We start from the raw sequence: 25,021 nt of genomic DNA on the forward strand, positions 1-25,021 counted from the left end.
TTTACTGATAACTAGTCACAATAATTTCGAGGATCCGCTCTGAGGCTTTTCCATCCCAAAACTCGGGAATCCCTGCTTTTTTTAACCCTTTTTCAAGAAATTCGCTATAAATCTTTTGTAAATTAGTTGTTGAAGTTCCTACTAAATGATTTGTTCCCACGGTTATAGTTTCAGGACGTTCGGTACTCGTTCGCATCGTAAAACACGGAATTCCTAAAACGGTGGTTTCTTCTGAGATTCCACCAGAATCAGTTATAACAGCAAAACTATTTTTAATTAAATACATGAAATTCAAATAGCCTTGAGGTGCAACAAAATGAATGTTTTTGAATTGTATAGGAGTTTCTCCTAGAATCGCTTTTGTTCTAGGATGAATAGGAAAAATAATTTTTTTGTCACCAGCCATTTCATCAATTCCTTTTAACAAAGCAATGAGTGATTGTTCTTCATCAACATTAGAAGGACGATGTAACGTTAAAAGCACATAATTTTTAGGTTCTAGCTTATAGGTTTCCCAAAAGTCAGGCAATGAAATTCGATTCAAATTTTGATATAAAGTGTCAATCATCACGTTTCCAACGAAATGAATATTTTTAGATGGGGTACCATATTGTAATAAATTTGTGTTTGCAGAGGTTGATGTGGTAAAAAAATAATCCGAAATACTATCGGTTACAATACGATTAATTTCTTCGGGCATTGTCATATCACCTGAACGAATTCCGGCTTCAACATGAGCGACTTTCGTGTTCAATTTTTTAGCCACTAAAGCACAAGCCATAGTGGAATTGACATCGCCCACAACCAATACTAAATCACAAGGGTTTTGTAGTAATTCCCTTTCAAATGCAACCATAATGGCAGCGGTTTGTTCCGCCTGAGTCCCACTTTTTACCTCTAAATTGACATGAGGATGAGGAATATTTAACTCTTCAAAAAAAGTATCGCTCAAATTTTTGTCATAGTGTTGTCCTGTATGAATTAGTCGGTAAGATACATGAATTCCTTCCGATTGTTTTTTTTCAATCGCTTTAATGATGGGAGCTATTTTTATAAAATTAGGTCTAGCGCCTGCAATTAGGGTTATTTTCATATTATTTTACTAACGAAACAAACTGTTTCAATTTTCCGCTTTTACTTCGTTCTAATTTCTCTTTTCGAGTAAAGGTAATTAACAATCCAGATTCTAAATAGGTCTGAACAGCTTTTTCAATATTCAGAATTTGGTCTTCTGTTAAATTATTTTGGCTCACATATTCAATTTCAAAAGTATCAATTTTTGTTTGTTTTATTACAAATTCTTTTACATTTCCGTCGTCTTCAATAATACTTTTTGTGATGTAATAAAAGGTTAGTCCTGGTGATTTTTTTCCACTAGGTAAAATGGCTACATCATTAGTTCGACCGATTAATTTTTTTAAAATGGGTTTTTTCTTAGTGCTTTTTTCGTCCAGAACACCAATATCACCGATATCGTATCGTATAAATGGGTGTGCTTTGTTGTACAAAGATGTGATTACAATTCTTCCTTCTTTTCCATAAGGAAGAACGTTATTGTTTTCATCAAGAATTTCTATGAAAAGGGTTTCCGAATTTACTTGCCATTCCCCATCTGGATTTTGAAAAGCAATTACATCCAATTCGGAAGCACCATATTCGTTGATAATGGGAACTCCAAATTGTTTTTCCATAACTTTTTTATCATCTTCAAAAAGCATTTCAGAAGTTACAACACAGCATTTTAAGCTAGGACAAATCGTTTTTAATACAATGTCTTGCTTTTGTAAATATTTAGCAAATAAAACAATCGAACTAGTATAGCCATTAATATAATCAAATTTTTTTGTTCGGAATTTTTCTACTGTTTTTTCCAATATCATATCGGATAAGTCAAAAATCGGAAAACGATACCGATGACTCAAAAAATCTTTAAAGCGTTCTTTAGTATACCCCATAAAATCTAGAGGTATTCCATAAAACCGCGCTTGTAATGACGAATTAAAATCAATTCCAAACCAACCAAACCGATTAAAAATATTCGCCCAAGTGAGAGCATGTGAAAATTTATCTTTTGCAAAAATAAATGGATCCCCACTCGACCCCGAGGTTTTATTGATGTAGCTATTTTTAGAAGAAAACCCTTTTGAAAGTCTATCCTTTAAAGGTTTTTGAAAGTCTTTTTTGGTCAAAACTGGAATAGAGTTCCAAGATTCAATATTAGTTCTATCAGCGAACGATTTGTAAAATGTATTGTTCTGTAAATGGAACAATACGATTTCTTCACGCTGATTCATAATATACTTTTCAAAATCTTCTTCGTTTAATAATGAAATTTTATGATACGTAGAAATGGCCTTTTGAATAGGAAATCCATTAATTTGAAGAGATAAATTAAAAATTTTAAGCATAAAAAAAGGGCTGAAATATCTCAGCCCTTAAAAGTACTATAAAAATTATTAATTTTTTACAATTTTTATAGTCTGTGTTTTTGAATCTGAACGCATTGTAAAGAAATAAATACCATCCATAAAGTTAGATGTATCTATTGAATTCTCCACTCCAGTGAAAGAATTGTTTAAAAGTACTTTACCTGTAATATCTGTCACGGTCAATTGAAAAGAATCAACCTCTTTTGATGAAATAGTTACAAATTGATGAGCAGGATTAGGATATACTTTAAATCCGTCAGTTTTTTCAAACATTTGGTTTGCTAGATTTCCGTTGAATTTAAAAATACCATCTGTGGTTGCGCTTTGATTTATACCCCCACACCATCCAGTAGTTGGGTTTAAAAAGGCAGGAACACCATGCGCAATGTCTGCATCAATAGGAGTCCATGTTGCTCCATTATCCATGCTATAAGCAGAACCTGTACCTAGAGTTGTACTGTCTGATGTTGAAATTAGAGTAGTTGTATTAGGAATATAGCAAAGATTTAAAAAACCACTATAAACTACACCTGTAGCCCAATTTGTACCTCCGTTGGTTGTAGTATAAATTTTAAATGTACTAGCTGTATCTTTAGTGCCTAAAATCATACCTGTATTATTATCACTAAAATATAAAGTACCAAAATTTGTTGTGGTAACTCCTCCGCCAAAATCACTTAAAGGTGAGTTTAATTTTGTCCAATGTAGTCCCATGTCAGTAGTTCTATAAATTTTCCCTTTACTGGTAGTAAACCAGAAAGAATTTCCTGCATAAGCAAAACTTCCTGCATAACCCCATTCGTTTGTTAATGCATTTGGGTTGGTGGTAGTTCCAGCAGGTACGGCTGTCCAAGTTGCTCCACCATCGCTTGTGGTATAAATTTCGAAATTTGACCCAACAGGATCACCATAAGCTAATCCGTTATTTTCGTCAAAAAAATGAACACCGTCACACCATGAAGAACCAGCAGTTGTAAAAGCAGTTGTATTTTGAGCTACCCATGTTTGACCTCCGTCTGTAGTTTTCCATACTCCACCTAAACCATTCGTGTTATCAAAGGCACTTACCCAAGCAGTCGTAGCACTAATTGCGCATAGGTTTCCAATTTTTAAAGTGTTGTCACCTAGATTGATTGTTCCAGGAATCCAAGTAGCCCCTCCATCTAAGGTTCGAGTAAATTCTTGAACGTTTGTTCCTACACCTGAGCCATCACCTGCAAGGGCCCAAACAGTATTAGCATCTACAATTTGAATTCCTTGAATGTCTCTTGCTGGATTTGTAAAGCCTGTCGCTTGTGATACCCATGATTGCGCAGAAGAAATTAAGGCAAAACAAAATAATGTAATAGAAAGTAAAGTTTTTTTCATTTTCAGTATTTTATGAATTAATAGAACAAAAATATCAAAAAAAACACAAAAAATATAGAAATAGTACTATTTACTCGTTGTGAATCATTTATTTTTGCAACAAAACACAACACAATGACAATTTTACTACTAGGTTCAGGCGGAAGAGAACATGCTTTTGCTTGGAAAATATTACAATCTTCTTTATGTTCAAAATTATGCGTGGCTCCCGGAAATGCAGGAACAGCTTCCATAGCGGAGAATGTTTCACTAGCTCTTTCTGATTTTCAAGCTATTAAAGAGTTTGTTCTCTCTAAACAGGTAACAATGGTCGTGGTTGGTCCAGAAGATCCTCTAGTGTTGGGTTTGTATGATTACTTTAAAAAGGATGCTTTGCTAAAAAAAATTCCTGTTATTGGTCCTTCTCAACAAGGCGCGATGCTTGAAGGAAGTAAGGATTTTGCGAAAGCATTTCTTTCAAAATACGCCATTCCAACCGCAGCGTATAAAACATTTACTTCTGAAACCTTAGCAGAAGGATTTGATTTCATTGAAACACTGCAGCCTCCATATGTTTTAAAAGCAGATGGATTAGCCGCAGGAAAAGGGGTATTAATACTTCATGACCGCAATGAAGCAAGACAAGAACTTCAAAATATGCTAGTTCATGCCAAATTTGGTACTGCTAGTTCCAAAGTAGTTATAGAGGAATTTCTTGATGGGATTGAATTAAGTTGTTTTGTGTTGACCGATGGTAAAAACTATAAAATTTTACCCACAGCTAAAGATTACAAAAGAATTGGCGAAGGCGATACAGGATTAAATACTGGTGGGATGGGTGCTATTTCTCCAGTCCCTTTTGTGGATGAGGTTTTGATGGATAAAATAGAAAGCCAAATCATTAAACCAACAATTTTTGGACTACAAAATGAAGGTATCGAATACAAAGGATTTATATTTATAGGGTTGATAATTGTTAATGGAGAACCTAAAGTAATTGAATATAATGTTCGCATGGGCGATCCTGAGACGGAAGTAGTTATTCCAAGAATAACCTCCGATTTAGTCGCTCTTTTCGATGCTGTAGTAAATGAAAAGTTAGATCTATTTCCTTTAGAAATTGATTCAAGAAGTGCTGCAACAGTGATGTTAGTTTCAGGAGGTTATCCTGAACACTTTGAAAAACACTATGAAATTTCAGGATTGGAACAAGTAACAGATGCCTTGATTTTCCATGCAGGAACTATCATAAAAGACGATAAAATTGTTACTAATGGTGGGCGCGTTATAGCCATTACCTCGTTTGGGAATCATTTTAGTGAAGCCACAAAAAAATCTTATCAAAATATAGCAAAACTACATTTTGATAAGATGTATTTCAGAAACGATATCGGTTTTGACTTACTTTAAGAAAGAATGTGCCGTAGTATCTTGGTTTTCTTCGTTGTTTTTTTGGTGAATAGCCAATTGTTTGCACCAATACACAATGTATCTTGCACATATTGCCATTAAAGTCCAACTCACAATATTAGCTAACCACCAATTGTCTAGCTCTAATGCACGTAATCCATCCAAAGGTTTGAATAAAAAATCAACAAAAAGTGATTGTATTCCTTCAAAAAATGCTCTCATTTTTAAACAAGTATTATATTTACATCCACAAAAGTATAAAATATCCGTATGATTACAAGTGTTTTTAAGAAATCTACACCAATAAATTATTCGTTGTTGGGATTATTGTTGGTTATTTTCTTTTTAATATATCAAGTGAAACACACGCAAAGCCCCGTATCTATTGAAATTTTATTTCAAAAAGGAGCTATGCTAGTGTTGCTTTTTTCATCTTTATTCTTTTCAAATTTTATTGTAAAAAAGAATAATCTTACCAAAAAAAGTTCCTACACTATATTATTTTACTTTCTTTTTGTACTCATTTTTCCCGAAGTATTGAATGATTTCAAGTTGCTGTTGTCGAATTTGTTTGTTTTACTCGCCATGAGAAGATTGGTGTCTTTACAATCACTCAAAGCACCAAAAGAAAAGATATTTGATGCGTCTTTGTGGATTTTTGTGGCAAGTATTTTTAATTTTTGGTGTATTCTTTTTCTTTTTTTGGTGTACATCTCAATCATTTTCCATGTCTCTCGGGACTATCGAAATTGGTTACTCCCAATAATAGCATTTTTTACCGCTTTGATTCTTTTTATTTTTTATGCATTATTATTTGATAAGGCAATAGTGATGCATTACATACATTCCGATAGTACTGCATTTGAGTTGGATTATTTTAAAAATGATTCTCAAAATATCGCTTTTTCAGTTTATGTGGTATGTGTATTGTTCTTTAGCATTCCATCTATTTTTTCATTAACGAACAAACCTTTGAATCTTCAAGCGTCTTATAAAAAAGTAATTTTTGCAACCTTAATCGGAATCGTTCTATTTGTAACTTCTTTCCCTAAAAACAATCAACTCCTTATTTTTACTTTTTTGCCATTGGCTATCATGGCTACTAATAGCATTGAATACATGCAGAATAAATTTCAGCAAGAAATGATTTTGTGGGTTACCTTGATTTGCAGTTTAGTTTGTTTTTGTATCCAATTATAATTTGCTTCCGTAAGCCAAATCGCCAGCATCGCCCAATCCTGGGATGATGTAGTTTTTTTCGTTCAACTTCTCATCAAGTGCCGCAACCCAAAGATGACAGTTTTCTGGCAAGTGCTGTTCTAAATACGCAATGCCTTCTGGGGCAGCAATTACTACAGCTAAATGAATCTCTTTTGGTTTTTGTTCCAATAAAAGTTTGTGTAATACCGCCACCATCGATTGTCCTGTAGCAAGCATGGGGTCAATAAGTATGAGGTTTTTACTTTCAAAAGATGGGGCTGCCTGATACTCGACTTTTATCTCAAAATAATTGTCTTGATTCGGATGATGTCTGAATGCCGATACAAAACCATTTTCGGCGTTGTCAAAAATGTTCATAAATCCCTGATGAAGTGCCAAACCAGCTCTTAAAATAGAACAAAGCACCACTGTATCTGCAATAGTAGTCGTGTGCTTTATTCCTAGAGGTGTTTGTACATCAACTGCTTTATATTGCAACGTCTTACTTAATTCATATGCCATAATTTCTCCAATTCGTTCAATGTTTTTTCGAAAACGCATACTGTCTTTTTGAACATATATATCACGAATTTGGGCTAAAAAATGATTAAGAATGCTGTTATGTTCGGAAATGTAGTGAATGTGCATTTGATTTATGTAGAATTAAGAATTTATAAAGTAAACTTTTTTGGGTATCCAAAGCATTTTCAAAAGTATAAAAACTATCTTTGCAAATAAAATTTATTAGTATGTTTTCAAAATTAGCCTATTCTATATTTGAACAAAGTATAAAAGAGTATCATGTTTATGATAGTGTAAACCAACCCATAAACAATCCGTATCCTAAAGACAAAATAGAACATTTATTATATTTTAAAAATTGGATTGATACGGTACAATGGCATTATGAAGATATCATTAGAGACCCAAAAATAGACCCTGTAGCAGCACTGACCTTAAAAAGAAAAATAGATGCTTCCAATCAGGAACGAACCGATATGGTAGAATATATTGATAGCTATTTTCTTCAAAAATACAGTCATGTTACTGTAAAGGCAACAGCCAAAATCAACTCAGAAAGTCCAGCTTGGGCTATTGATCGATTGTCTATATTAGCACTTAAAATTTATCACATGAACGAAGAAGCAACAAGAACCGATGCTTCTCAAGACCATAGAGATAAATGTCAAGAAAAATTGAATGTGCTTTTAGAACAACGTAGCGATTTATCGACGGCTATCGATGATTTATTGTCGGATATTGAAAACGGAGACAAATTCATGAAAGTATACAAACAAATGAAAATGTATAACGACGACGAATTGAATCCGGTCTTGTACCAAAATAAAAAATAAACTAATTCTTTTTAACAACCTTTGAATCACGATACTAAACATGTTGCTGTAGTACGACTTTCAGCTATGGGTGATGTAGCTATGACTGTTCCAGTTTTGTTAGCTGTAGTAGATCAATACCCCGATGTAAAGATTACGGTTGTTTCGCGTTCATTTTATAAACCCATTTTTGACCGAATCCCTAATGTGTCTTTTTTGTCAGCACACACCCATCATAGGCATAAAGGGTTTATTGGAATCTATCGACTTTATCGCGATTTAAAAGAGCGCAATGTAAATCAAGTCGCTGATTTGCATAACGTATTACGTTCTAAAATCTTACGAATATTTTTTACCTTATCAGGCTGTAAAGGAGCCGCAACAGACAAAGGAAGAAAAGAAAAAAAAGCGCTCACTCAACTTCAAACTAAGGAAATTTCTCCTTTGGAAACCATGATAGAACGTCATGTTCATACGTTTAATAAACTTGGTTTGTCCCTCGACATGAGTCAGCCTTGGTTGCTTCCAAAGCGCGCACTTTCCGATGAAATAACTAATCTTTTGGGCCATAAGCAAACAGAATGGATAGGTATAGCTCCATTTGCACACTACAAAAGCAAAACATATCCGCTCGATTTAATGCAAAAAGTAGTTCGAATATTAGCTACAAGACCCAACGCCAAAATTATTTTAATAGGCGGGGGTCGTCATGAGAAAGAAGTATTAGATAAAATGGCAGAAGGTTTGGAAAACGTTTTCAATATCACAAAAAAATTTCAATTTGAAGAAGAATTGCAGTTGATATCCCATTTAGATGTGATGCTTTCGATGGATAGTGGCAACGCGCATTTAGCAGCGATGTTCGGAGTAAAGACCATTACCCTTTGGGGTGCTACGCATCCGTATGCAGGTTTTGCTCCCTATAACCAACCTATTGAAAATTGTTTGACTTCTGATAGAGAACAATATCCTTACTTACCCACTTCAGTATATGGTAATATAAAGGTAGCAGGCTATGAAGACGCAATGCGTACTATTAGTGTTGAAGCTATTTTAGAAAAGCTAAACAAAATACTCCAATAAGTTTATCTCAATTCGTTTGAATGAAATAAAATTCTTGAAAATCAAACAAAGCACTTTTATTTCGAAAATACGGATAAAATAACAGCAATAGACAACCACGCTACGCCATGAATCATTAAACATTTGGCATAACTTGTTGTTCCATACAATTGCTTGATTAAGTGATACATAAAATAAATCAAACTGATGGGAATCATCACATAAATTAATAATACGCCCATATTTGGGTTTTTAGCATCTCCTGGGAAAAGTTCAAAGCACACCCCCGATATGGTTATGTAGATTATGTAAAATGCTATGGTAATGTGTTCTTTTGAAAATCTATTGAGATTCATGGTTTCTAATCATCTAAATAATAATCCTAACTATTTATAATTGAATTTGTCTTTCAATTTGCTGCTCCAAAGATATAAAAGTTTCTGTTCTAGAAACGCCATCTATGGGTTGGATTTTCTTATTCAAAAGTTGCATCAGATGTTCATTATCGCGGCATATAACTTTTATTAAAATACTCCAATTTCCAGTAGTATAATGACATTCCAATACTTCTGGAATTTTTTTAAGTTCTCTTACAGCTTCAGAATTGTTTGCGGCCTTTTCAAGATAAACCCCAATAAAAGCCATTGTTTTATAGCCTAAAACTTTATGATTTATAATAAATTTAGAACCCGAAATAAGACCACTCTCTTCTAATTTCTTTAATCGTTGATGAATAGCAGCACCAGAAATCCCAATTTTTTTTGCAATTTTTAGAATTGGAATCCTAGCATCTTCCATTAAATTTCTCAGAATTTCTTTATCAATTCCATCGATTTCTATTTGAAGCGGATTGGTTTTCATAGTATAAAATGATAACAAAGATATTAAAGAAAAGCAATATAGTCTTTAATTAGTTCTACTTGTGTTAGGGTTATATTAAATCTTATTTTCTCTTTGAAGCAAAAAATGCTTTCATCAAGGTGCCACATTCTGAAGCCAAAACCCCTTCTACAACTTGTGTTTTTGGGTGTAACGAGGTGCCTAAAGTCAAGAATCCTCTTTGTTCATCACGAGCTCCAAAAACAATTTTAGAAATTTGACTCCAATACAAAGCTCCTGCACACATTTGACAGGGTTCTAGCGTGACATATAAGGTACAGTTTTTCAAATACTTTCCGCCCAAAAAATTAGCTGCCGCTGTAATCGATTGCATTTCGGCATGGGCAGTAACGTCGTTTAATACTTCGGTTAAATTATGACTTTTTGCAATGACTTTGTTATCAATTACCACCACAGCACCCACGGGAATTTCACCTTTTTCAAAAGCCATTTCGGCTTCTTGCAATGCTTTTTTCATGAAGTATTCGTCGGTGAAAATGTTTTCCATTTTGTAAAAATACGATTTTGGTATAATTTTCGTTAAATTTATAGAGGAAAAAAATATTTATGGAGACTAAACTTAAAATTACCATTCCAAAGCCTTGCCATGAAGATTGGAATGCCATGACTCCTGATGAGACAGGAAGGTTTTGTAACGTATGCACGAAACAAGTTTTAGATTTTACCAATAAAACTACTGAAGAAATTCAACAGTATTTTGTTCAAAATCAAAGAAAAGATGTTTGTGGAAGATTTAAAAATGAACAAGTTAATAGACTTGAGATTCAGATTCCTAGAAGCTTACTGAAAAGAAAAATGTCTTTTCACAAAGCCTTTTTATTAAGTCTTTTTATTGCTATGGGAAGTACTCTATTTAGTTGTAAAAATCACAATAATGATTATGTTACTGGAGAGCCTGTTGTAGTTGAAGATACGGTACAACAAAGAGGAATGACTACTGGAATGGTATTACCCAAAAGAGAACATGTAGTAGATACAACTCAAGTTGAACCAAAAATAATATATTCTTCAGCTAAAGTGGAAATCAAGCCAATGTTTCCAGGAGGAATGCCATCATTTTATAAATATATTTCATCTAATCTTAAAATTTCTGAACAGAACAAAAAGATTACAGGAACATTTATTGTTTCATTTGTTGTTGAAATAGACGGGAAATTATCAGATATAAAAATTATAAAAGGAATTAATGAAGAAATGAATTCTGAAGTTATTAGAGTATTTCAATCTTCTATTCCTTGGATACCTGGAAAAATTAATAACCAAAATGTTAGGGTTTCTTATTTTGTTCCGATCAAAATTACAGCTGAATTCTGATACAACAAAATGATTAAGTAAAAACAAAATCTTAACTTTGCTTTTTAATTTGCAATGAAAAGCAATCTTCTACATCATATCAACACTCCCACTGATTTACGAAAATTAGACATTGAGCAGTTGCCTCAATTGGCTAGTGAATTGCGGGATTTTATTATTGACGTAGTTTCGGTGAAAGAAGGGCATTTAGGGGCAAGTTTAGGGGTGGTTGAGTTGACGATAGCCTTACATTATGTGTTTGATACGCCAAATGATTTATTGGTTTGGGATGTAGGACATCAGGCATATGGACACAAAATTTTGACCGAACGAAGAACGGTTTTCCACACCAACAGACAATTAGATGGTATTTCGGGATTTCCCAAACGAGAGGAAAGTGTGTATGATACTTTTGGAGTGGGACATTCTTCTACCTCGATTTCTGCGGCCCTGGGAATGGCGATTGCCTCCCAATTGAAAGGCGAAAACAGAAACCATATTGCGGTGATTGGTGATGCTTCTATTGCTAGCGGAATGGCATTTGAGGGATTGAATCATGCTGGAGTGACTGATGCGAATTTGTTGGTGATTTTAAACGATAATGCTATTGGAATTGACCCTAGCGTGGGGGCTTTAAAAAACTATTTGACTTTGGTTAAAGAGGGAAAGAATCCGAAGCAAAACAACATGATAAAGTCGTTGAATTTTGACTATTCGGGTCCTATTGATGGGCATGATTTTAAGATACTAATTTCAGAATTGAACCGACTAAAGCATGTAAAAGGCCCTAAATTTCTTCATATTATAACCACAAAAGGGAAAGGCCTTCAACAAGCGGAAGAAGATCAAGTAAAGTATCATGCTCCTGGGAAATTTGATAAGACTACTGGCGAGATTTATACAAAAGCAGAGGCTCATTTACCACCCAAATTTCAAGATGTTTTTGGATGGACTCTTGTAGAGTTAGCCCAAAATAATTCTAAAATTATTGGCATCACGCCTGCGATGCCTAGTGGAAGTTCCTTAAAATTTATGATGGAAACTTTTCCAGAACGGGCTTTTGACGTAGGTATTACCGAACAACACGCTGTAACCTTGGCGGCAGGAATGGCCACGCAAGGGATGGTGGTTTTTTGTAACATCTATTCTACGTTTTTACAACGCGCTTATGACCAAGTGATTCATGATGTAGCTTTGCAAAATTTACCCGTAATTTTTTGTTTGGATCGTGCCGGATTAGTAGGCGAAGACGGTGCGACTCATCACGGGGTTTTCGATTTAGCTTACCTGCGATGTATTCCCAATATAATTGTTTATGCTCCCAAAGATGAATGGGATTTAAGAAACATTTTGTATACAGCTTCATTAGGTTTGGAACACCCCATAGCCATTCGTTATCCAAGAGGAAGAGGGAAGTATGCAAATTTCAAATTTCAAATTTCAAATTCCAATTTTCAAACTATTGAAATAGGGAAGGCCCATGTGTTAAAAAGAGGCTCAAAAATAGCGGTGTTGTCGACAGGTTTTATCGGGAATCATGTCACACTTGCGCTAGAGCACTTGCCTTGCTCTGATGCAATTGCGCATTACGATTTTGGTTTTGTTAAGCCCTTAGACGAAGCCCTTTTGCATGAGGTTTTTTCTAACTATGAAAGGGTGATTACTCTTGAAGACGGAACTATAACAGGTGGGTTTGGTTCGGCTGTTGTAGAATTTGCTGCGCGTTTTCATTATTCTCTTCCTGTAACAAGACTGGGGATTCCTGATGGATTCATTCCACATGGTACCGTTGCTGAACTTCAAGCACGTTGTGGTATTGATGTGGAACATATTCGCAAAATGTTAATGGAATATTCTACCACGGATAATAATACCTTTTAGTTGTCTCTTTTTTGTTGTTTTCTTCTCTTTAAAAAAAGCATTGAAATTGATTTGATTACATGCATGGGTTGTATTTTTATGCTTAAAAAGTGCTTTTTTACAAAAAAAAAGGTATTTTTATCAAAAAAATGTATGGGGTATCCGAAAACCATGAATAGAGTAGGAGCAAAAAGATAACCAAACTAAAACTAAAATGAAAAAAAGCGTATTCACCTTAGCCGTTTGCTTAGGTATTTTATCCAGCACTCAAGCTCAAAAACTAGATAAATTTGGAGCTGAAATGGGCAAAAAATCCATGATGGGAAAAGAAATTAGAATTCCTTATACTGATTTGACCAGCTATTTTGGCTATATCAAACCAGGTTCTAAACCAGACGAAGTGAAAAATGGAAAGAAAATGTATTATGTATATGTTTGGATTCCAGTAGCGGCGCCTGAGATTGGGGTTCGAATGATTTCACCTGCACCGGATAGTGTAAAACCTACAGACAAAGATTATGTGTCACCTGATTTTACAGCTAATGCCAGTGATACTAAAAATTTCTTTGATACATGGGTAACCTTTGAAAGAGCAGAAGGAATTTTTAAAATTGAAGATGTGGCGGCTAAAGCTAAAACGGCAAAATGGACGACATTAGACAGTAATGACGATTCAGGAGAAATGCCTGCACAACCTTCTGGAAGTAAATACAATTCGTTAATGCGTATTACAAGCGACCCATCAAATCCTGCAAAAGCTATTGTTGTTGGATTGTACCGAATTGGGTTTACAACGTATAAAACAGGAGAAGTACAAGGTAGCTTCTTAGCACAATTAGGTGCTCCTATAAAACTTCCAGGTGTAGCTGTTGCTGTAAAACCTGAAGATATTGCTAAAGCAGCGAAATAAAAAGACGCTATTTTAATAAACGAAAACGCCCCAAAATATGGGGCGTTTTGTTGTTATGGTGGTTTAGACATCATCAAAATCTATAGTTATGTGAGCTGAGGTGGGATGTGCTTGACAGGTTAGTATCAACCCATCGGCAATTTCATTATCGGTGAGGATGGCGTTTTTCTTCATGGTTGCACTTCCATGTGTTATTTTAGCCATACAACTGCTACACACGCCTCCCTGACAAGAATAAGGCACATCAAGACCTTGTTTCAAGGCAGCTTCTAGTAGGGTTTGTTTTTGACTCATTTCGAAGGTGGTTTCTTCGTCATCCACTAGAATGGTTATGGTTGTGTGCCCGTCGTGGGTCACGGCTTCTGTGTTTTCTGTTGCTGAAGCGGTGAATAATTCAAATTTAATGTTTTTGTCAGCAACGTGGTGTTCTTTTAGAACGGTTGTTGCCAGATTTATCATAGCTTCTGGTCCGCATAGATAGAATTTATCGAATTCTTTTTCTTTGTGTTTGTTGTCTAATACAAAGTTGATATTGGCTTTGTCGATTCTGCCAAATAATTCGTTTTCTATTTTGGTTTGACTGTATACATAGTGCACAAAGAGACGCCCTACATATTTTGATTGCAGTTGGTGGAGTTGTTTGTGGAAGATGGTTTCTTCTGGTGTTTTGTTGCCATAGACTAACACAAATGAGCTTTTTGGTTCGTTTTCTAGCACCGATTGTAAGATGGCCATAACAGGTGTAATTCCGCTACCGGCTACAAAGGCGGCGTAGTTTTTTTGTTTGTCGGCATGAGGTTCGAAAGTAAATTTTCCTTCAGGTTGCCCCACTTCTAGGATGTCGCCCGCTTTGAGGTTTTCGTTGGCAAATTTTGAGAAGTGTCCGTTTTTAATGGCTTTGATGGCGATTCTTACTTCTCCACTATTGGGTGCTGAACAAATGGAATAGGCGCGACGAATTTCTTTACCGTCTAGGGTTAGTTTTAGGTTTATGTATTGTCCTGCTACAAAGGAGTAGGCAGCTTGTAATTCGTTTGGGATGTTGAAGCTAACTGAAACGGCATTTGGTGTTTCGCGTGTTACTTCTTTAATGCTTAATTTATAAAAAGAGGACATTGTATTTTGTTTTTGGCAAAGATAGTAAAGATAATGGTTTTGTGTTAGGGTTTTTGAGTTATAGGTTCTCATAATGTTACAGTATGAGTTTGTTTATTTGTGTTGAGGCTTCTATTTATTTCAATTTTATATAATTTGTTTTATATACGCTATAAACACGCTATATATACGTTATAAATATGTTATATATATAAATAAAGTATTACTTTTGTATCAAGTAACACTTGCGAATATGGCAACACAAAAAGGGATTTTACCACTTGTAGGCACCTTGGGTGGTGTGAATTTTTATTATAGAAAAGGGAAGCCTGTAGCCCGAAAGGCAGGAGGGGGTTTTAATGGGAAAGCTATTAAAACGAAACCTAATATGGTGCGGGTAAGGGAGAATGGTTCTGAGTTTGGGCATTGTTCTAGGGTTAAGAGTGCTTTTAGACAGGCTTTATATCCTTTTTTGGAACATTATAGTGATGGGCGTTTGCATGGGAGGATGATGAGTTTGTTTCAAGAGATTAAGAAGTTGGACACCGTTTCTGCAAGGGGGTTGCGTACGGTTGAAAATGGAATCTTGACTCTAGAAGGCAGGGCTTTGTTTAAGAGTTTTAGGTTTACGCCTTCTTTTATTTTTGAGCACAAGGTTCCTATGAAGGCGCATTATGACGCAGAAGGATGTGTCTATACGATTGAACATTTAGACCTCTCACAGGTTAAGTTTCCTAAAGGGGCTACACATATAGAATTGAAATTTGGGGTTTTGGGAGTTGCTTTTGATGCTCGTATTTATAACATGTTTATGGCACCGCCTATGGTTTTTGAAAAAGGGGAGCACCCGGGTACTTTTGCGATGACGCCAACCCATTTGCCTGAAGTGGGATTGCATCGTTTTGCTTTTCTTGGGGTGTGTTTTTACCAAGAGCTTCATGGGGTGCGGTATGTTTTGCGTGAGGATGGGAATGTTGGTGTTGCAGTGGTTGGGTAGTGGTTGGGTATTGTAAGGACAGATTGAAGTATTACATTTTAAATATTGAAGTGAAAATTTATTGATTTTAAAAATATTTAGTATTAAATAATTTTTTTAGTATGAGATTATTGGTAAGTTTGATAAAAATATTCCTAGTTAAATGAAATACAACAATATTCGTGAAGAAGAACTAAAAAACAAAGTAGGTGCCGATTGGTTCAAGCAATTTGATACTACCGAAATTTTAGGAAACATCGATTTTACTGTTTTTCCACAACAAGATAATTTATTTGGGCGCACACCGTTGCTTTGGGCTGAAGCTAAAACTGGGAATTTTGATGTGCCAACCATGTTTGTGCAACTCATTTTAACTATTGGCAAGGCTAGAACTTTTGATAAAACCATGCCACCTGCTTTTTTGGGAGCTTTCGATTTTAAAAAAATAGCGTTTGTACCGTATATCAATATTCAAGATATTTTTTATATAAACGATTTCAATTGGAACGTTACACCAAGTAATCACGAAACCAAAGAATTTCAGCTCATTAAACAACGTATTGAAGCGACACTAAACCAAAATACTTATGTTTTTGATTATCAAAAAGACGAAAAAGAACTCCAAGCGTTTATAAAAAACAATGTAGCCAAAGCCACCACAACCAGTAAATTAAAAATTGATAAAAATAATTTCATCCCAATCTATTTACGATGGTTAGACATTGTAAAACCCATCATTGACGTTAATTGGGCCGATTTAAAAAAAGCCAATATCTTAGACAGCGATTTCTATTTGGCTGATTTGTTTGTTGATGATAAAGACACCCAAACTATTGGAGACGATTTGTCTATTCGAGAAAATTTATTTGTGATGTTTCAAAATGAAGGCTATAAAATAGCTAAGGAAAACCTTAAGCAAATGTTTGATGCCAACATTACACTCAAAAACAAAGACACCTATTTGCATTTTTGGAAACGCTACAAACGACCACCTCTTAAAGAATTTCAAGATTATATTATAGAACGCCGCGATTTATTGGTGCCTCAAGATATTCGTGAGCGCAAAGGAGCTTTTTTCACCCCACGTATTTGGGTAGAATTATCACAAAAATACTTGACCGATTATTTGGGCGAAAACTGGCAAGACGATTATTATATTTGGGATTGTGCCGCAGGAACCGGAAACCTTTTAGCTGGTTTGACCAACAAATACAACATTTACGCCAGCACACTAGACCAAGCCGATGTAAACGTAATGCACGAGCGCATTGATCATGGTGCTAACTTGCTTAAAAACAATGTGTTTCAATTTGATTTTTTAAATGATGATTTTTGCAAGCACCTAAATTCTCAGAATTTCGCGATTTTTTTCAGGCAAAACTTGAAAAATTATTTATTACTCCAGCGGATACTTTTGATAATGTGAAAGGTCAATTTCCTATTGGTTTTTTTATATGGAATTTGAATAAAAAGGAAAGGTTTAATTATTTTGAAGCTGATGTTTTTAATAAACATGAGGATTATATTGGTCCAAAAAATATTTGGTCTTATGATAATATTAAGCTCATAAATGAGTGGGTAAAAACATTTAGATATTCAAAATCTGAATCTATTGCTACAATTATTGGTGTAGGTAGTGATTTCCAAAATCAAAGATTAGTTAGGTTTGGAGAGCCACATATGAAAGTTCCTGCTTCAAATCATAATTGGCAAACTACTAAGGAAAATTTAATTGAAACTTCAATATACTATACTGTACGACATATTTTTGATTCGAATTGGTTAAATGATAGAGATCAATTTCTTTATCCTAATGAAAATTGGAAATCTGATTTTGAATTTCAAAATAATTGTTTAGTAAGTACGCTTTTTAGTAATAATATTTCTTCTAGTTTTGGCACCAACCATTGGATACCGTTTACAGAATATGAAGTCAATGCACAAGCCAAGTTTGAAAGTAATTTCATGACTGATTTTATAAAAGGGAAGATACAAGCAGAAACCAAAACCTCTGATTTATTCAGTATACCTACTCAACCTGAACACACCGCTTGTCAACCTGAACTTGTTTCAGGTTCCAACGAGATACTGAAACAAGTTCAGCATGACACTACCAAAGGAGTTCAGCACAACAAAGCGTTAGTTTTCTCAGAAGAAGCCACAGCCGTTTTTGATGCAGGTCGTGAGTTATGGAAGTACTATCATAAGATTGCTTCGTTATCTCGCAATGACTATAATGTTAACGCTTCTTTATATGACATCAGAGAATATTTTCAAGGAAGAAACGACAAAGGGAGAATGAATAGTAAAAGTGATGACGTCACCTATATGGCACTCATTGGTGAATTGCGTAACAAATTGGCTATACTTGCGGATAAGATTAAGCCAAAGGTGTATGAGTATGGTTTTTTGAAGGAGTAAAGTTTTATTAAAATTTAAAAAAACAAATGGATTATAAAGTTATTATCTCAATATATGCTGCATTAATATCAACAATAGTTTTTATTTGGAGGATATACGAGTTTTATCATGATAGAAGGGGGAAATTCAATATTGAGATAAACAAGATTTATAAGGTTCCTATGTCAAACTCTATTATGAGTAAAGGTGTTGATTTTTTAGTTATTAAAATCACTAATGTTAGCAAAAACAAAAGATATATTGATGAGCCAAGTTTTGTGAGTAATTCAAAAAACAAGAAGTTTTTCAATTTATTGCTGTTTGACAAGAAAGTAAAATATCCATTACCTTTAGAGTCTGGTGAAACTCATGAATATTCTGTAGAATTTAATCAAATAATAGATGAATTAAAACAACATAATATTTCAAAAATAAAAACCATCTTGAGAGATACACACAACAAAAAATATTATTCAGATTGGTTTGAATTTAAAACTTAAAAGCGAAAAAACAATTTTAATTTTATTTAAAGGGATATTGGTTAAGAGTGTAAGCGATTGTTATCGAGGAGATAGTTAAAAAATATGGTTTTAGAAAAATTTAATATGGAAACATGGAAAGATAAAGCTATAAAAATATTACAAGATAGTTTATTTCCAGTACCTATAGAATTAAACGAATTGGACTGGAAAAGTGGATTGTCTACAAAAACTGAAAGACTTGGAATTTGCGAAAGAAGAGGTAGTGGAATTGATAGAGCCATTGAAGCGATAGAAGAAAGAAGATTACCTGCAGTTAAATTTGAAAAAAGCGAGTCGCATACCAGAGTAATTTTATTTCCTCCTAAAGAGCTAAAAGCAATGTCTAAAACAGAAAAAATTATGGCTTGCTATCAACATGCTTATTTGCTGTTTGAAGATAGAAAAGAATTAAACAATCAATCTGTAAGAGAACGTTTTGGCATAAAAAAGAATGATTCGTCTGTGGCATCAAGAATAATTTCAGACACATTTGAAGCAGGTTTAATAATACCCTCAGACCCTGAAATCACATCAAAAAAATACGCAACATATATTCCATATTATGCATAATTCTATAAAATCTTATTTGCAAAGTAAATCCCAAAACAACAAAAACTGTTGATTATCAAGGTTTTTTTATTTGCAAAGCAAATCCTCATTAATAAAAAGAGTAAAGAATATTTCCAAAAAAAGTTTGTGTGTGAAATCTAATTTAACGAGCTTACTCTTTTCGCGTTCGTTTGGTTAATAATGAGATTCCGAAATAAATTCTTAATGATAAAATAGACGTTTGGGATGACGGTTGAGGCTGGTTTACATTCTATTCATTAACTCTAGGGCTTTATTGATGCTCTTTATGTTTTCAAAAGTGAGTAATAAAAAGTTTAAAACTTGTAAAATGTCTTCACAAATGAGAATAAAACCATATTTGAGTAGCTAAACATAAATTATTATAAAATAGAAATTCAGATAGTTTATGTATATGATGATTAAAATAAAGGTTTTTAACATCATCACTTTATGCTATAATCTCAAAGAATCATAAATTTTAACTTAACATTACCTCAACAAATAAAATTTATGATTTATCAATGAAAAAGTAAAAAACTATAATTATCAATACTTTTATAGCTTTTTTAATTTAGATATTAACAATTATTATTGTATAGTTTTTTTATATTAACATTAAAATATCTTATGTCATTTATTTTTATGTTTGTTAATGTAAATATTTAACTTATTAATTATGAAAAAAATTACTCTATTGATTTGCTTGTTGATTATTTCATTTGGGCAATCACAAACACTAACTGGAACATGGAAGATGAGTCCACAGTCTGGTGCTTTTGCAGTCGGACCAACTCAAGGTAGTGGTTCTTATTTTTCAAATACAGTTGCAGATATAACAGTCAGAAGTTGTTTTTTTGATGATGAGTATATATTCAATTCAGATGGTACATTTTCAAATAATTTAGGTTCCCAGTCTTGGATTGAAGGATGGCAAGGTGGATCAGATTCTTGTGGTACCCCTGTGGCTCCTCACAATGGTGCAAATCCTGCTTCTTATGTGTACAATACTACTACAAATACTATTACTCTTACAGGGGTAGGGGCATATTTAGGTTTAGCAAAAGCAATTAATGGATCAGAATTAACAAGTCCTGCAAATGCACCATTATCAATTACATATAAAGTTTCGTCTTTTACTAACACTCAACTAACATTAGATATTAATGTGGGTACAGGATTGTGGTGGCGATTTATTCTCGCTAAACAATCAACTACACCTACTTGTAATGATGGTATACAAAATGGAAATGAAACAGGAGTAGATTGTGGGGGTTCATGTACTCCATGTTCTAATCTATTTGCGGGTACATGGAAAATGAGCCCTCAAGCTGGTGCTTTTGCAGTTGGACCTTCACAAGGCAATGGTTCTTATTTTTCAAATACCCTTACAGATGTTGCTACAAGAAACTGTTTTTTTGATGATCAATATATTTTTAATGCTGATGGGACTTTTGCAAACGTTTTGGGTTCCCAATCTTGGATTGAAGGATGGCAAGGGGGAACAGATTCTTGCGGAACTCCTGTGGCTCCTCACAATGGTTCAAATGCAGCTACTTGGTCATACAATTCTTCAGCAAATACAATAACACTAAATGGAGTAGGCGCCTACTTAGGTTTGGCAAAAGCGTATAATGGGGGTGAGCTTACGAGTCCATCTGGCGCACCTGCATCTATCACTTATTTAATTAGTTCTATTTCTTCAAATCTAATGACTTTAGATATTAATGTTGGTACAGGATTATGGTGGCGATTTATTTTAACAAAACAAGGAGGTTCAGGAACTTGTTCAGATGGTATACAAAATGGAGATGAAACTGGGATTGATTGCGGAGGTTCTTGTCCAAATACTTGTTTAAGTCAGATAAATTTACCAGTGACTTTTGAGGGGAATACTGTAGATTATACTGTTACCGATTTTGGTGGAAATGTATCTTCAAAAATTATAGATCCAACAAATTCAAATAACACTGTAATTAAAACTATAAAAACATCTAGTTCCGAATTATGGGCTGGAACAACAATAGGAACAAATTCAGGATTTAGTTCTCCAATACCTTTTACATTATCAAATAGAAAAATGTATGTAAGAGTTTGGTCTCCTGACTCTGGAATTCCAGTACGTTTAAAAGTAGAAGTTTCAGGTCAACCTACACAATCATGTGAGACAGAATCGATTACTACTGTTTCAAATGGTTGGCAAATGATGGAGTTTGATTTCAATAATCAAGCTACAGGAACTGCGGCATTCAATTCATCCTATCAGTTTAATATGGCGTCTATTTTCTTTAATTTTGGTGTAACTGGTTCAACTGCTGGAGAAAAAACCTATTATTTTGATGATGTGACTTTTGGATCTCCATTGGCAATAACTGTTTTTGATAAATCAAAGTTTGATTTGTATCCAAATCCAACCAGTAATTTATTAAACTTAAGAAGTGATAGTGTGATAGAAAATATTACTATTTATAACACACTTGGTCAATTAGTTTTAAAGCAAGATGGGTTATCAAATGAAGTTTCTATTCCAACGCAACAATTTGCTAAAGGTGTATACATTATTACGGTTAAAGTAGGTAATGAGCTCTTAAAAAAACAATTCATAAAAAATTAATTAACCCTCCACAAAAATCAAGGCACGAATTCTTTCGTGCTTTTTTTTTGTAATTTGATTTAAATTTAATAAAATTGTTAATTAAATTTTAATAAAATGAAAAATATCAAATCTTTTTTTAGCATTACCCAAAGTTTAATTACAATATTATTAATTCTAATAAGTCTACCGATATTTTCACAAGATTTCCCACCTATTGTTAAATATCCACCAATTTTATATTCAGCAGGAAATCAGAATTGGATGATTACTCAAGATAAAAATAATTATTTATTTTTTGCTAATAACGAAGGTTTATTAGAATATAATGGTTCAAATTGGACTTTATATCCCTCACCAAATGAAACGATAATTCGTTCAGTAAAAGTAATAGGAGATTGTATTTTTACTGGTTGTTACATGGAATTTGGTTATTGGAAAAGACAAAATAATGGAAGATTAAAGTACTTTTCATTGAGTAAAACTATTAAAAATAAAATATTAGATGATGAACAATTTTGGTCTATATTGACCTATGATCAATGGGTTTTATTTCAATCATTAAATAGAATTTATATCTATGATACCATAAAAAAAACATTCTCATTGATTACTCCAAAAAGTAGTATTCTTAAGTCTTTTAAAACAGATTCAAGCATTTATTATCAAACATCCATGGATGGTTTTTTTGAAATTGAAAACGGAAAAAGCAAACTAATTTCAAATAGCTCTATCTTTTTAAAAAATAAGATTGTAGGAGTATTTAACAATAATGAGGAGTTAGAGTTTCTTACTCAAAAAAATGGATTTTTTAAATTATCCAACAATACTATTATCCCAATAAAAACTACTTTAGACACCGATTTACAATATAGTAGTGTTTATAGTTTCCAAAAGTTAGCAAATCAAGGGTTTGTAATAGGAACTATTTCAAATGGTATTTTCATCACATCGAGAGATAAAGAATTATTGTATCACATTACACAAGATAAAGGATTAAGTAATAATACTGCACTATCATTATTTGAAGACATTGATAATAACTTATGGATAGGGCTAGATAACGGAATAAACTGTATTAATTTACAATCACCTATTAAGAGTTTTTCAGATAATACGGGTATATTAGGAACAGTTTATGCTTCTACAGTTTATAAAAACAAACTCTATATTGGTACCAATCAAGGATTATTTTACAAATCTTTTCAATCAAATGAATCCTTTCAATTCGTATCTGGTACAAAAGGTCAAGTCTGGTCATTATTTCAATATCAAGATAAATTATTTTGCGGACATGATTCTGGAACTTTTTTAGTTGATAATGGAGTAGCAAATAATATATTTTCTCAATCTGGAACATGGAAGTTTGAGACAATGCCAGGTAGAAATGATTTGATTTTTCAAGGGAATTATTTTGGCATATCAGTCCTCAAGAAAGAAAACGGAAAATGGATTTACAAAAACAAACTAAAGGGATTTGATTATTCATCTAGGTATTTTGAATTGACACCGAATTTAGAATTTTATGTAAGCCATGAGTATAAAGGTATTTTTAGATTTCATACTGACAAATCATTACAAATTGCACAGGGAATTTTTACTTATAAAAACCCACCAAAAGGTAAAAATGCAAGCTTGGTAAAGTATAATAATACCATTTATTATGCATATAAACAAGGGGTTTTTAAATTAAATCCAATTACTAAATCTTTTATTAAAGATTCCGTTTTAAGTGATGTTTTTAAAAAAGGAAAATACACAACTGGAAAATTAATTGTAGATAAATATAATAAGCTTTGGTTTTTCACAAAAAATTACATTAATTATTTTACTACTGGAAAATTATCTACTCAATTAAAGAAAAATATTATTCCTATCCCTGCTTCTTTAACAAATTCCATGCTTGGTTATGAGAACATAAGTCAATTGACAAAATCAATTTATTTAATAGGTACTACTGACGGATATTATACCCTTAATTTGAATGATTTAAGTTTTAAAAATTATAGTGTTTCAATAACTTCTATTACAAAAAATAAGCTTAACCAAAATATAATAAATACTTCACTTTTTTCTGAAGGAGAATTTAGCAATGATGAAAATAATTTAACATTTAATTATTCAGTACCTGAATATAATAAGTATATAAATCCAGAATATCAATATTTGCTAAAAGGTATCCAAGATGATTGGAGTGACTGGAATTCAAAAACATCCGTTAATTTTAAAAACCTACCTCCAGGATCGTATGTCTTTAAAGTAAGAGCAAAAATTGCAAATACAAACCCTAAAAATATTGTTTCCTACAAGTTTACTATTTTAAAACCATGGTATACTAATAATTTTGCCTTGTTGCTATATTTTTTATTAGCTATTTATATAGCTTATTTTATCAACAAAACTTACAAGGTATATTATCAAAGACAACGCGAAAAATTAATTGAAGAGAATAATTTACTTTTAGAAATAAAAGAACTCGAAAACAATCAACAGTTAATGAAATTGAAAAATGAACAATTAACTAAAGATGTCGATAGTAAAAGCAAAGAATTGGCTGTATCAACGATGAATCTTATAAAGAAAAATGAACTGTTATCAGTAATTAAAGAAGATTTAAAGAAAACTTCTGAAGAAGGAAATAGAAATATTAAGTCGGTTATTTCAACAATCAATAAAAATATAAAAGAAGAAGATAATTGGAATATTTTTAGAGAGGCTTTTGATACTGCTGATAAAGATTTTTTGAAAAAAGTAAAATCAGCCCATCCTTCATTAACGCCAAATGATTTGAGATTATGTGCTTATTTAAGATTAAATTTATCATCAAAAGAAGTTGCACCTTTACTTAATATTTCTGTTAGAAGTGTTGAAATTAAACGATACCGTTTACGAAAAAAAATGGATTTACCACATGAACAAGGATTAGTGGAGTACATTCTTTCGATATAATAATCAAATGAATCACAAATCACCTATACATAAGTACAACACATTTTTTTTTGATTTTTTTTTTTGAAATCATTTTTTTAAAAAACGAAAAAAAAATAGTTTCAAATTTTATTTAAAAGACTAAAAATCATTGATATAAAAAACAAAAAGAGAGTTAAAAAAAATATTGTATGTT

At 33.0% G+C, this 25,021-nt stretch carries 23 protein-coding genes; 14 read left to right on the forward strand and 9 right to left on the reverse strand.

The features are described 5' to 3' along the window. Position 1: 1 nt before the first annotated feature. From wecB to CLV55_RS06290, 3 genes are read right to left on the reverse strand one after another with little or no spacing between them, the layout of a single operon-like run. Positions 2-1,093 (reverse strand): non-hydrolyzing UDP-N-acetylglucosamine 2-epimerase, encoded by a 1,092-nt coding sequence (gene wecB, locus CLV55_RS06280; RefSeq protein WP_112112897.1) that lies wholly within the window; start codon positions 1,091-1,093, stop codon positions 2-4. 1 nt (position 1,094) lies between these two features. Further along, positions 1,095-2,408, reverse strand: coding sequence for a phenylacetate--CoA ligase family protein (locus CLV55_RS06285; protein ID WP_112112898.1), 1,314 nt, complete (start codon positions 2,406-2,408; stop codon positions 1,095-1,097). Between the two features lie 48 nt (positions 2,409-2,456). Then, positions 2,457-3,797 (reverse strand): T9SS type A sorting domain-containing protein, encoded by a 1,341-nt coding sequence (locus CLV55_RS06290; RefSeq protein WP_112112899.1) that lies wholly within the window; start codon positions 3,795-3,797, stop codon positions 2,457-2,459. A gap of 114 nt (positions 3,798-3,911) precedes the next feature. Between CLV55_RS06290 and purD the strand changes: the two genes are divergently transcribed. Continuing rightward, positions 3,912-5,186, forward strand: a complete 1,275-nt coding sequence (gene purD / locus CLV55_RS06295) for a phosphoribosylamine--glycine ligase (protein WP_112112900.1) — start codon at positions 3,912-3,914, stop codon at positions 5,184-5,186. Here the strand turns inward: purD and CLV55_RS06300 are convergent. After that, the gene (locus tag CLV55_RS06300) at positions 5,178-5,408 is read right to left on the reverse strand and encodes a DUF6341 family protein (RefSeq protein ID WP_112112901.1); all 231 of its coding nucleotides are present in this window, start codon (positions 5,406-5,408) and stop codon (positions 5,178-5,180) included. The genes purD and CLV55_RS06300 overlap by 9 nt on opposite strands. 48 nt (positions 5,409-5,456) lie before the next feature. Here CLV55_RS06300 and CLV55_RS06305 point away from each other — a divergent pair, with 48 nt between their 5' ends. After that, entirely contained in the window at positions 5,457-6,386 is a 930-nt protein-coding gene (locus CLV55_RS06305) for a DUF6427 family protein (RefSeq protein WP_112112902.1), read from the forward strand. Here CLV55_RS06305 and upp read toward each other — a convergent pair. Then, a complete protein-coding gene (gene upp, locus CLV55_RS06310) occupies positions 6,381-7,034 on the reverse strand; it encodes a uracil phosphoribosyltransferase (protein WP_112112903.1) in 654 nt (217 codons plus the stop codon). The two genes, CLV55_RS06305 and upp, sit on opposite strands and share 6 nt — an antisense overlap. 101 nt (positions 7,035-7,135) lie before the next feature. On the opposite strand from upp, the gene CLV55_RS06315 reads away from it, so the two are divergent. Together CLV55_RS06315 and CLV55_RS06320 are read left to right on the forward strand one after the other, a co-directional pair. Beyond that, positions 7,136-7,741: a DUF4254 domain-containing protein gene (locus CLV55_RS06315; RefSeq protein WP_112112904.1), complete on the forward strand. Its 606-nt coding sequence runs from the start codon at positions 7,136-7,138 to the stop codon at positions 7,739-7,741. A 21-nt stretch (positions 7,742-7,762) separates the two neighbouring features. Beyond that, positions 7,763-8,803 carry a glycosyltransferase family 9 protein gene (locus CLV55_RS06320; RefSeq protein WP_317048366.1) on the forward strand — a complete coding sequence of 347 codons (1,041 nt, stop codon included), beginning with the start codon at positions 7,763-7,765 and terminating at the stop codon, positions 8,801-8,803. A 56-nt stretch (positions 8,804-8,859) separates the two neighbouring features. On the opposite strand, the gene CLV55_RS06325 is transcribed toward CLV55_RS06320, so the two are convergent. The 3 genes from CLV55_RS06325 to CLV55_RS06335 all read right to left on the reverse strand — a co-directional run bounded on the left by CLV55_RS06325 (position 8,860) and on the right by CLV55_RS06335 (position 10,169). Continuing rightward, on the reverse strand, positions 8,860-9,138 hold the full coding sequence (locus CLV55_RS06325) for a hypothetical protein (protein ID WP_112112905.1): 279 nt from the start codon (positions 9,136-9,138) through the stop codon (positions 8,860-8,862). 34 nt (positions 9,139-9,172) lie between these two features. Next, complete coding sequence (locus CLV55_RS06330) at positions 9,173-9,643, reverse strand: Lrp/AsnC family transcriptional regulator (protein WP_112112906.1); 471 nt, start codon at positions 9,641-9,643, stop codon at positions 9,173-9,175. 82 nt (positions 9,644-9,725) lie between these two features. Continuing rightward, on the reverse strand, positions 9,726-10,169 hold the full coding sequence (locus CLV55_RS06335) for a nucleoside deaminase (RefSeq protein ID WP_112112907.1): 444 nt from the start codon (positions 10,167-10,169) through the stop codon (positions 9,726-9,728). Between the two features lie 59 nt (positions 10,170-10,228). On the opposite strand from CLV55_RS06335, the gene CLV55_RS06340 reads away from it, so the two are divergent. The 3 genes from CLV55_RS06340 (at position 10,229) to CLV55_RS06350 (ending at position 13,745) form a co-directional block, all read left to right on the forward strand. Next, positions 10,229-10,996, forward strand: coding sequence for an energy transducer TonB (locus tag CLV55_RS06340; RefSeq protein WP_112112908.1), 768 nt, complete (start codon positions 10,229-10,231; stop codon positions 10,994-10,996). A 54-nt stretch (positions 10,997-11,050) separates the two neighbouring features. Continuing rightward, the gene (locus CLV55_RS06345) at positions 11,051-12,856 is read left to right on the forward strand and encodes a 1-deoxy-D-xylulose-5-phosphate synthase (protein ID WP_112112909.1); all 1,806 of its coding nucleotides are present in this window, start codon (positions 11,051-11,053) and stop codon (positions 12,854-12,856) included. A 193-nt stretch (positions 12,857-13,049) separates the two neighbouring features. After that, a complete protein-coding gene (locus CLV55_RS06350) occupies positions 13,050-13,745 on the forward strand; it encodes a Lipl32 family lipoprotein (RefSeq protein WP_112112910.1) in 696 nt (231 codons plus the stop codon). A gap of 63 nt (positions 13,746-13,808) precedes the next feature. Here CLV55_RS06350 and CLV55_RS06355 read toward each other — a convergent pair whose 3' ends face one another. Beyond that, positions 13,809-14,861, reverse strand: coding sequence for a 2Fe-2S iron-sulfur cluster-binding protein (locus CLV55_RS06355; protein WP_112112911.1), 1,053 nt, complete (start codon positions 14,859-14,861; stop codon positions 13,809-13,811). 232 nt (positions 14,862-15,093) lie between these two features. On the opposite strand from CLV55_RS06355, the gene CLV55_RS06360 reads away from it, so the two are divergent. From CLV55_RS06360 to CLV55_RS06385, 7 genes are all read left to right on the forward strand, one after another. Beyond that, entirely contained in the window at positions 15,094-15,837 is a 744-nt protein-coding gene (locus CLV55_RS06360) for a hypothetical protein (RefSeq protein ID WP_112112912.1), read from the forward strand. Positions 15,838-15,979: 142 nt separating this feature from the next. Further along, on the forward strand, positions 15,980-17,242 hold the full coding sequence (locus CLV55_RS12995; RefSeq protein WP_245902686.1) for a hypothetical protein: 1,263 nt from the start codon (positions 15,980-15,982) through the stop codon (positions 17,240-17,242). Continuing rightward, positions 17,149-18,237 (forward strand): hypothetical protein, encoded by a 1,089-nt coding sequence (locus CLV55_RS13000; protein WP_245902687.1) that lies wholly within the window; start codon positions 17,149-17,151, stop codon positions 18,235-18,237. Before CLV55_RS12995 ends, CLV55_RS13000 begins: the two co-directional genes overlap by 94 nt. A gap of 26 nt (positions 18,238-18,263) precedes the next feature. After that, positions 18,264-18,716, forward strand: coding sequence for a hypothetical protein (locus CLV55_RS06370; RefSeq protein ID WP_146739543.1), 453 nt, complete (start codon positions 18,264-18,266; stop codon positions 18,714-18,716). 84 nt (positions 18,717-18,800) lie between these two features. Beyond that, a complete protein-coding gene (locus tag CLV55_RS06375) occupies positions 18,801-19,307 on the forward strand; it encodes an ATP-binding protein (protein WP_112112914.1) in 507 nt (168 codons plus the stop codon). A 676-nt stretch (positions 19,308-19,983) separates the two neighbouring features. Beyond that, positions 19,984-21,918 carry a T9SS type A sorting domain-containing protein gene (locus CLV55_RS06380; protein WP_112112915.1) on the forward strand — a complete coding sequence of 645 codons (1,935 nt, stop codon included), beginning with the start codon at positions 19,984-19,986 and terminating at the stop codon, positions 21,916-21,918. A gap of 96 nt (positions 21,919-22,014) precedes the next feature. Beyond that, positions 22,015-24,846 (forward strand): triple tyrosine motif-containing protein, encoded by a 2,832-nt coding sequence (locus tag CLV55_RS06385; RefSeq protein ID WP_112112916.1) that lies wholly within the window; start codon positions 22,015-22,017, stop codon positions 24,844-24,846. Positions 24,847-25,021: the final 175 nt, after the last annotated feature.

Origin of the sequence: Flavobacterium aciduliphilum (assembly GCF_003268855.1) — a bacterium.
GTDB classification, from domain to species: Bacteria; Bacteroidota; Bacteroidia; order Flavobacteriales; family Flavobacteriaceae; genus Flavobacterium; species Flavobacterium aciduliphilum.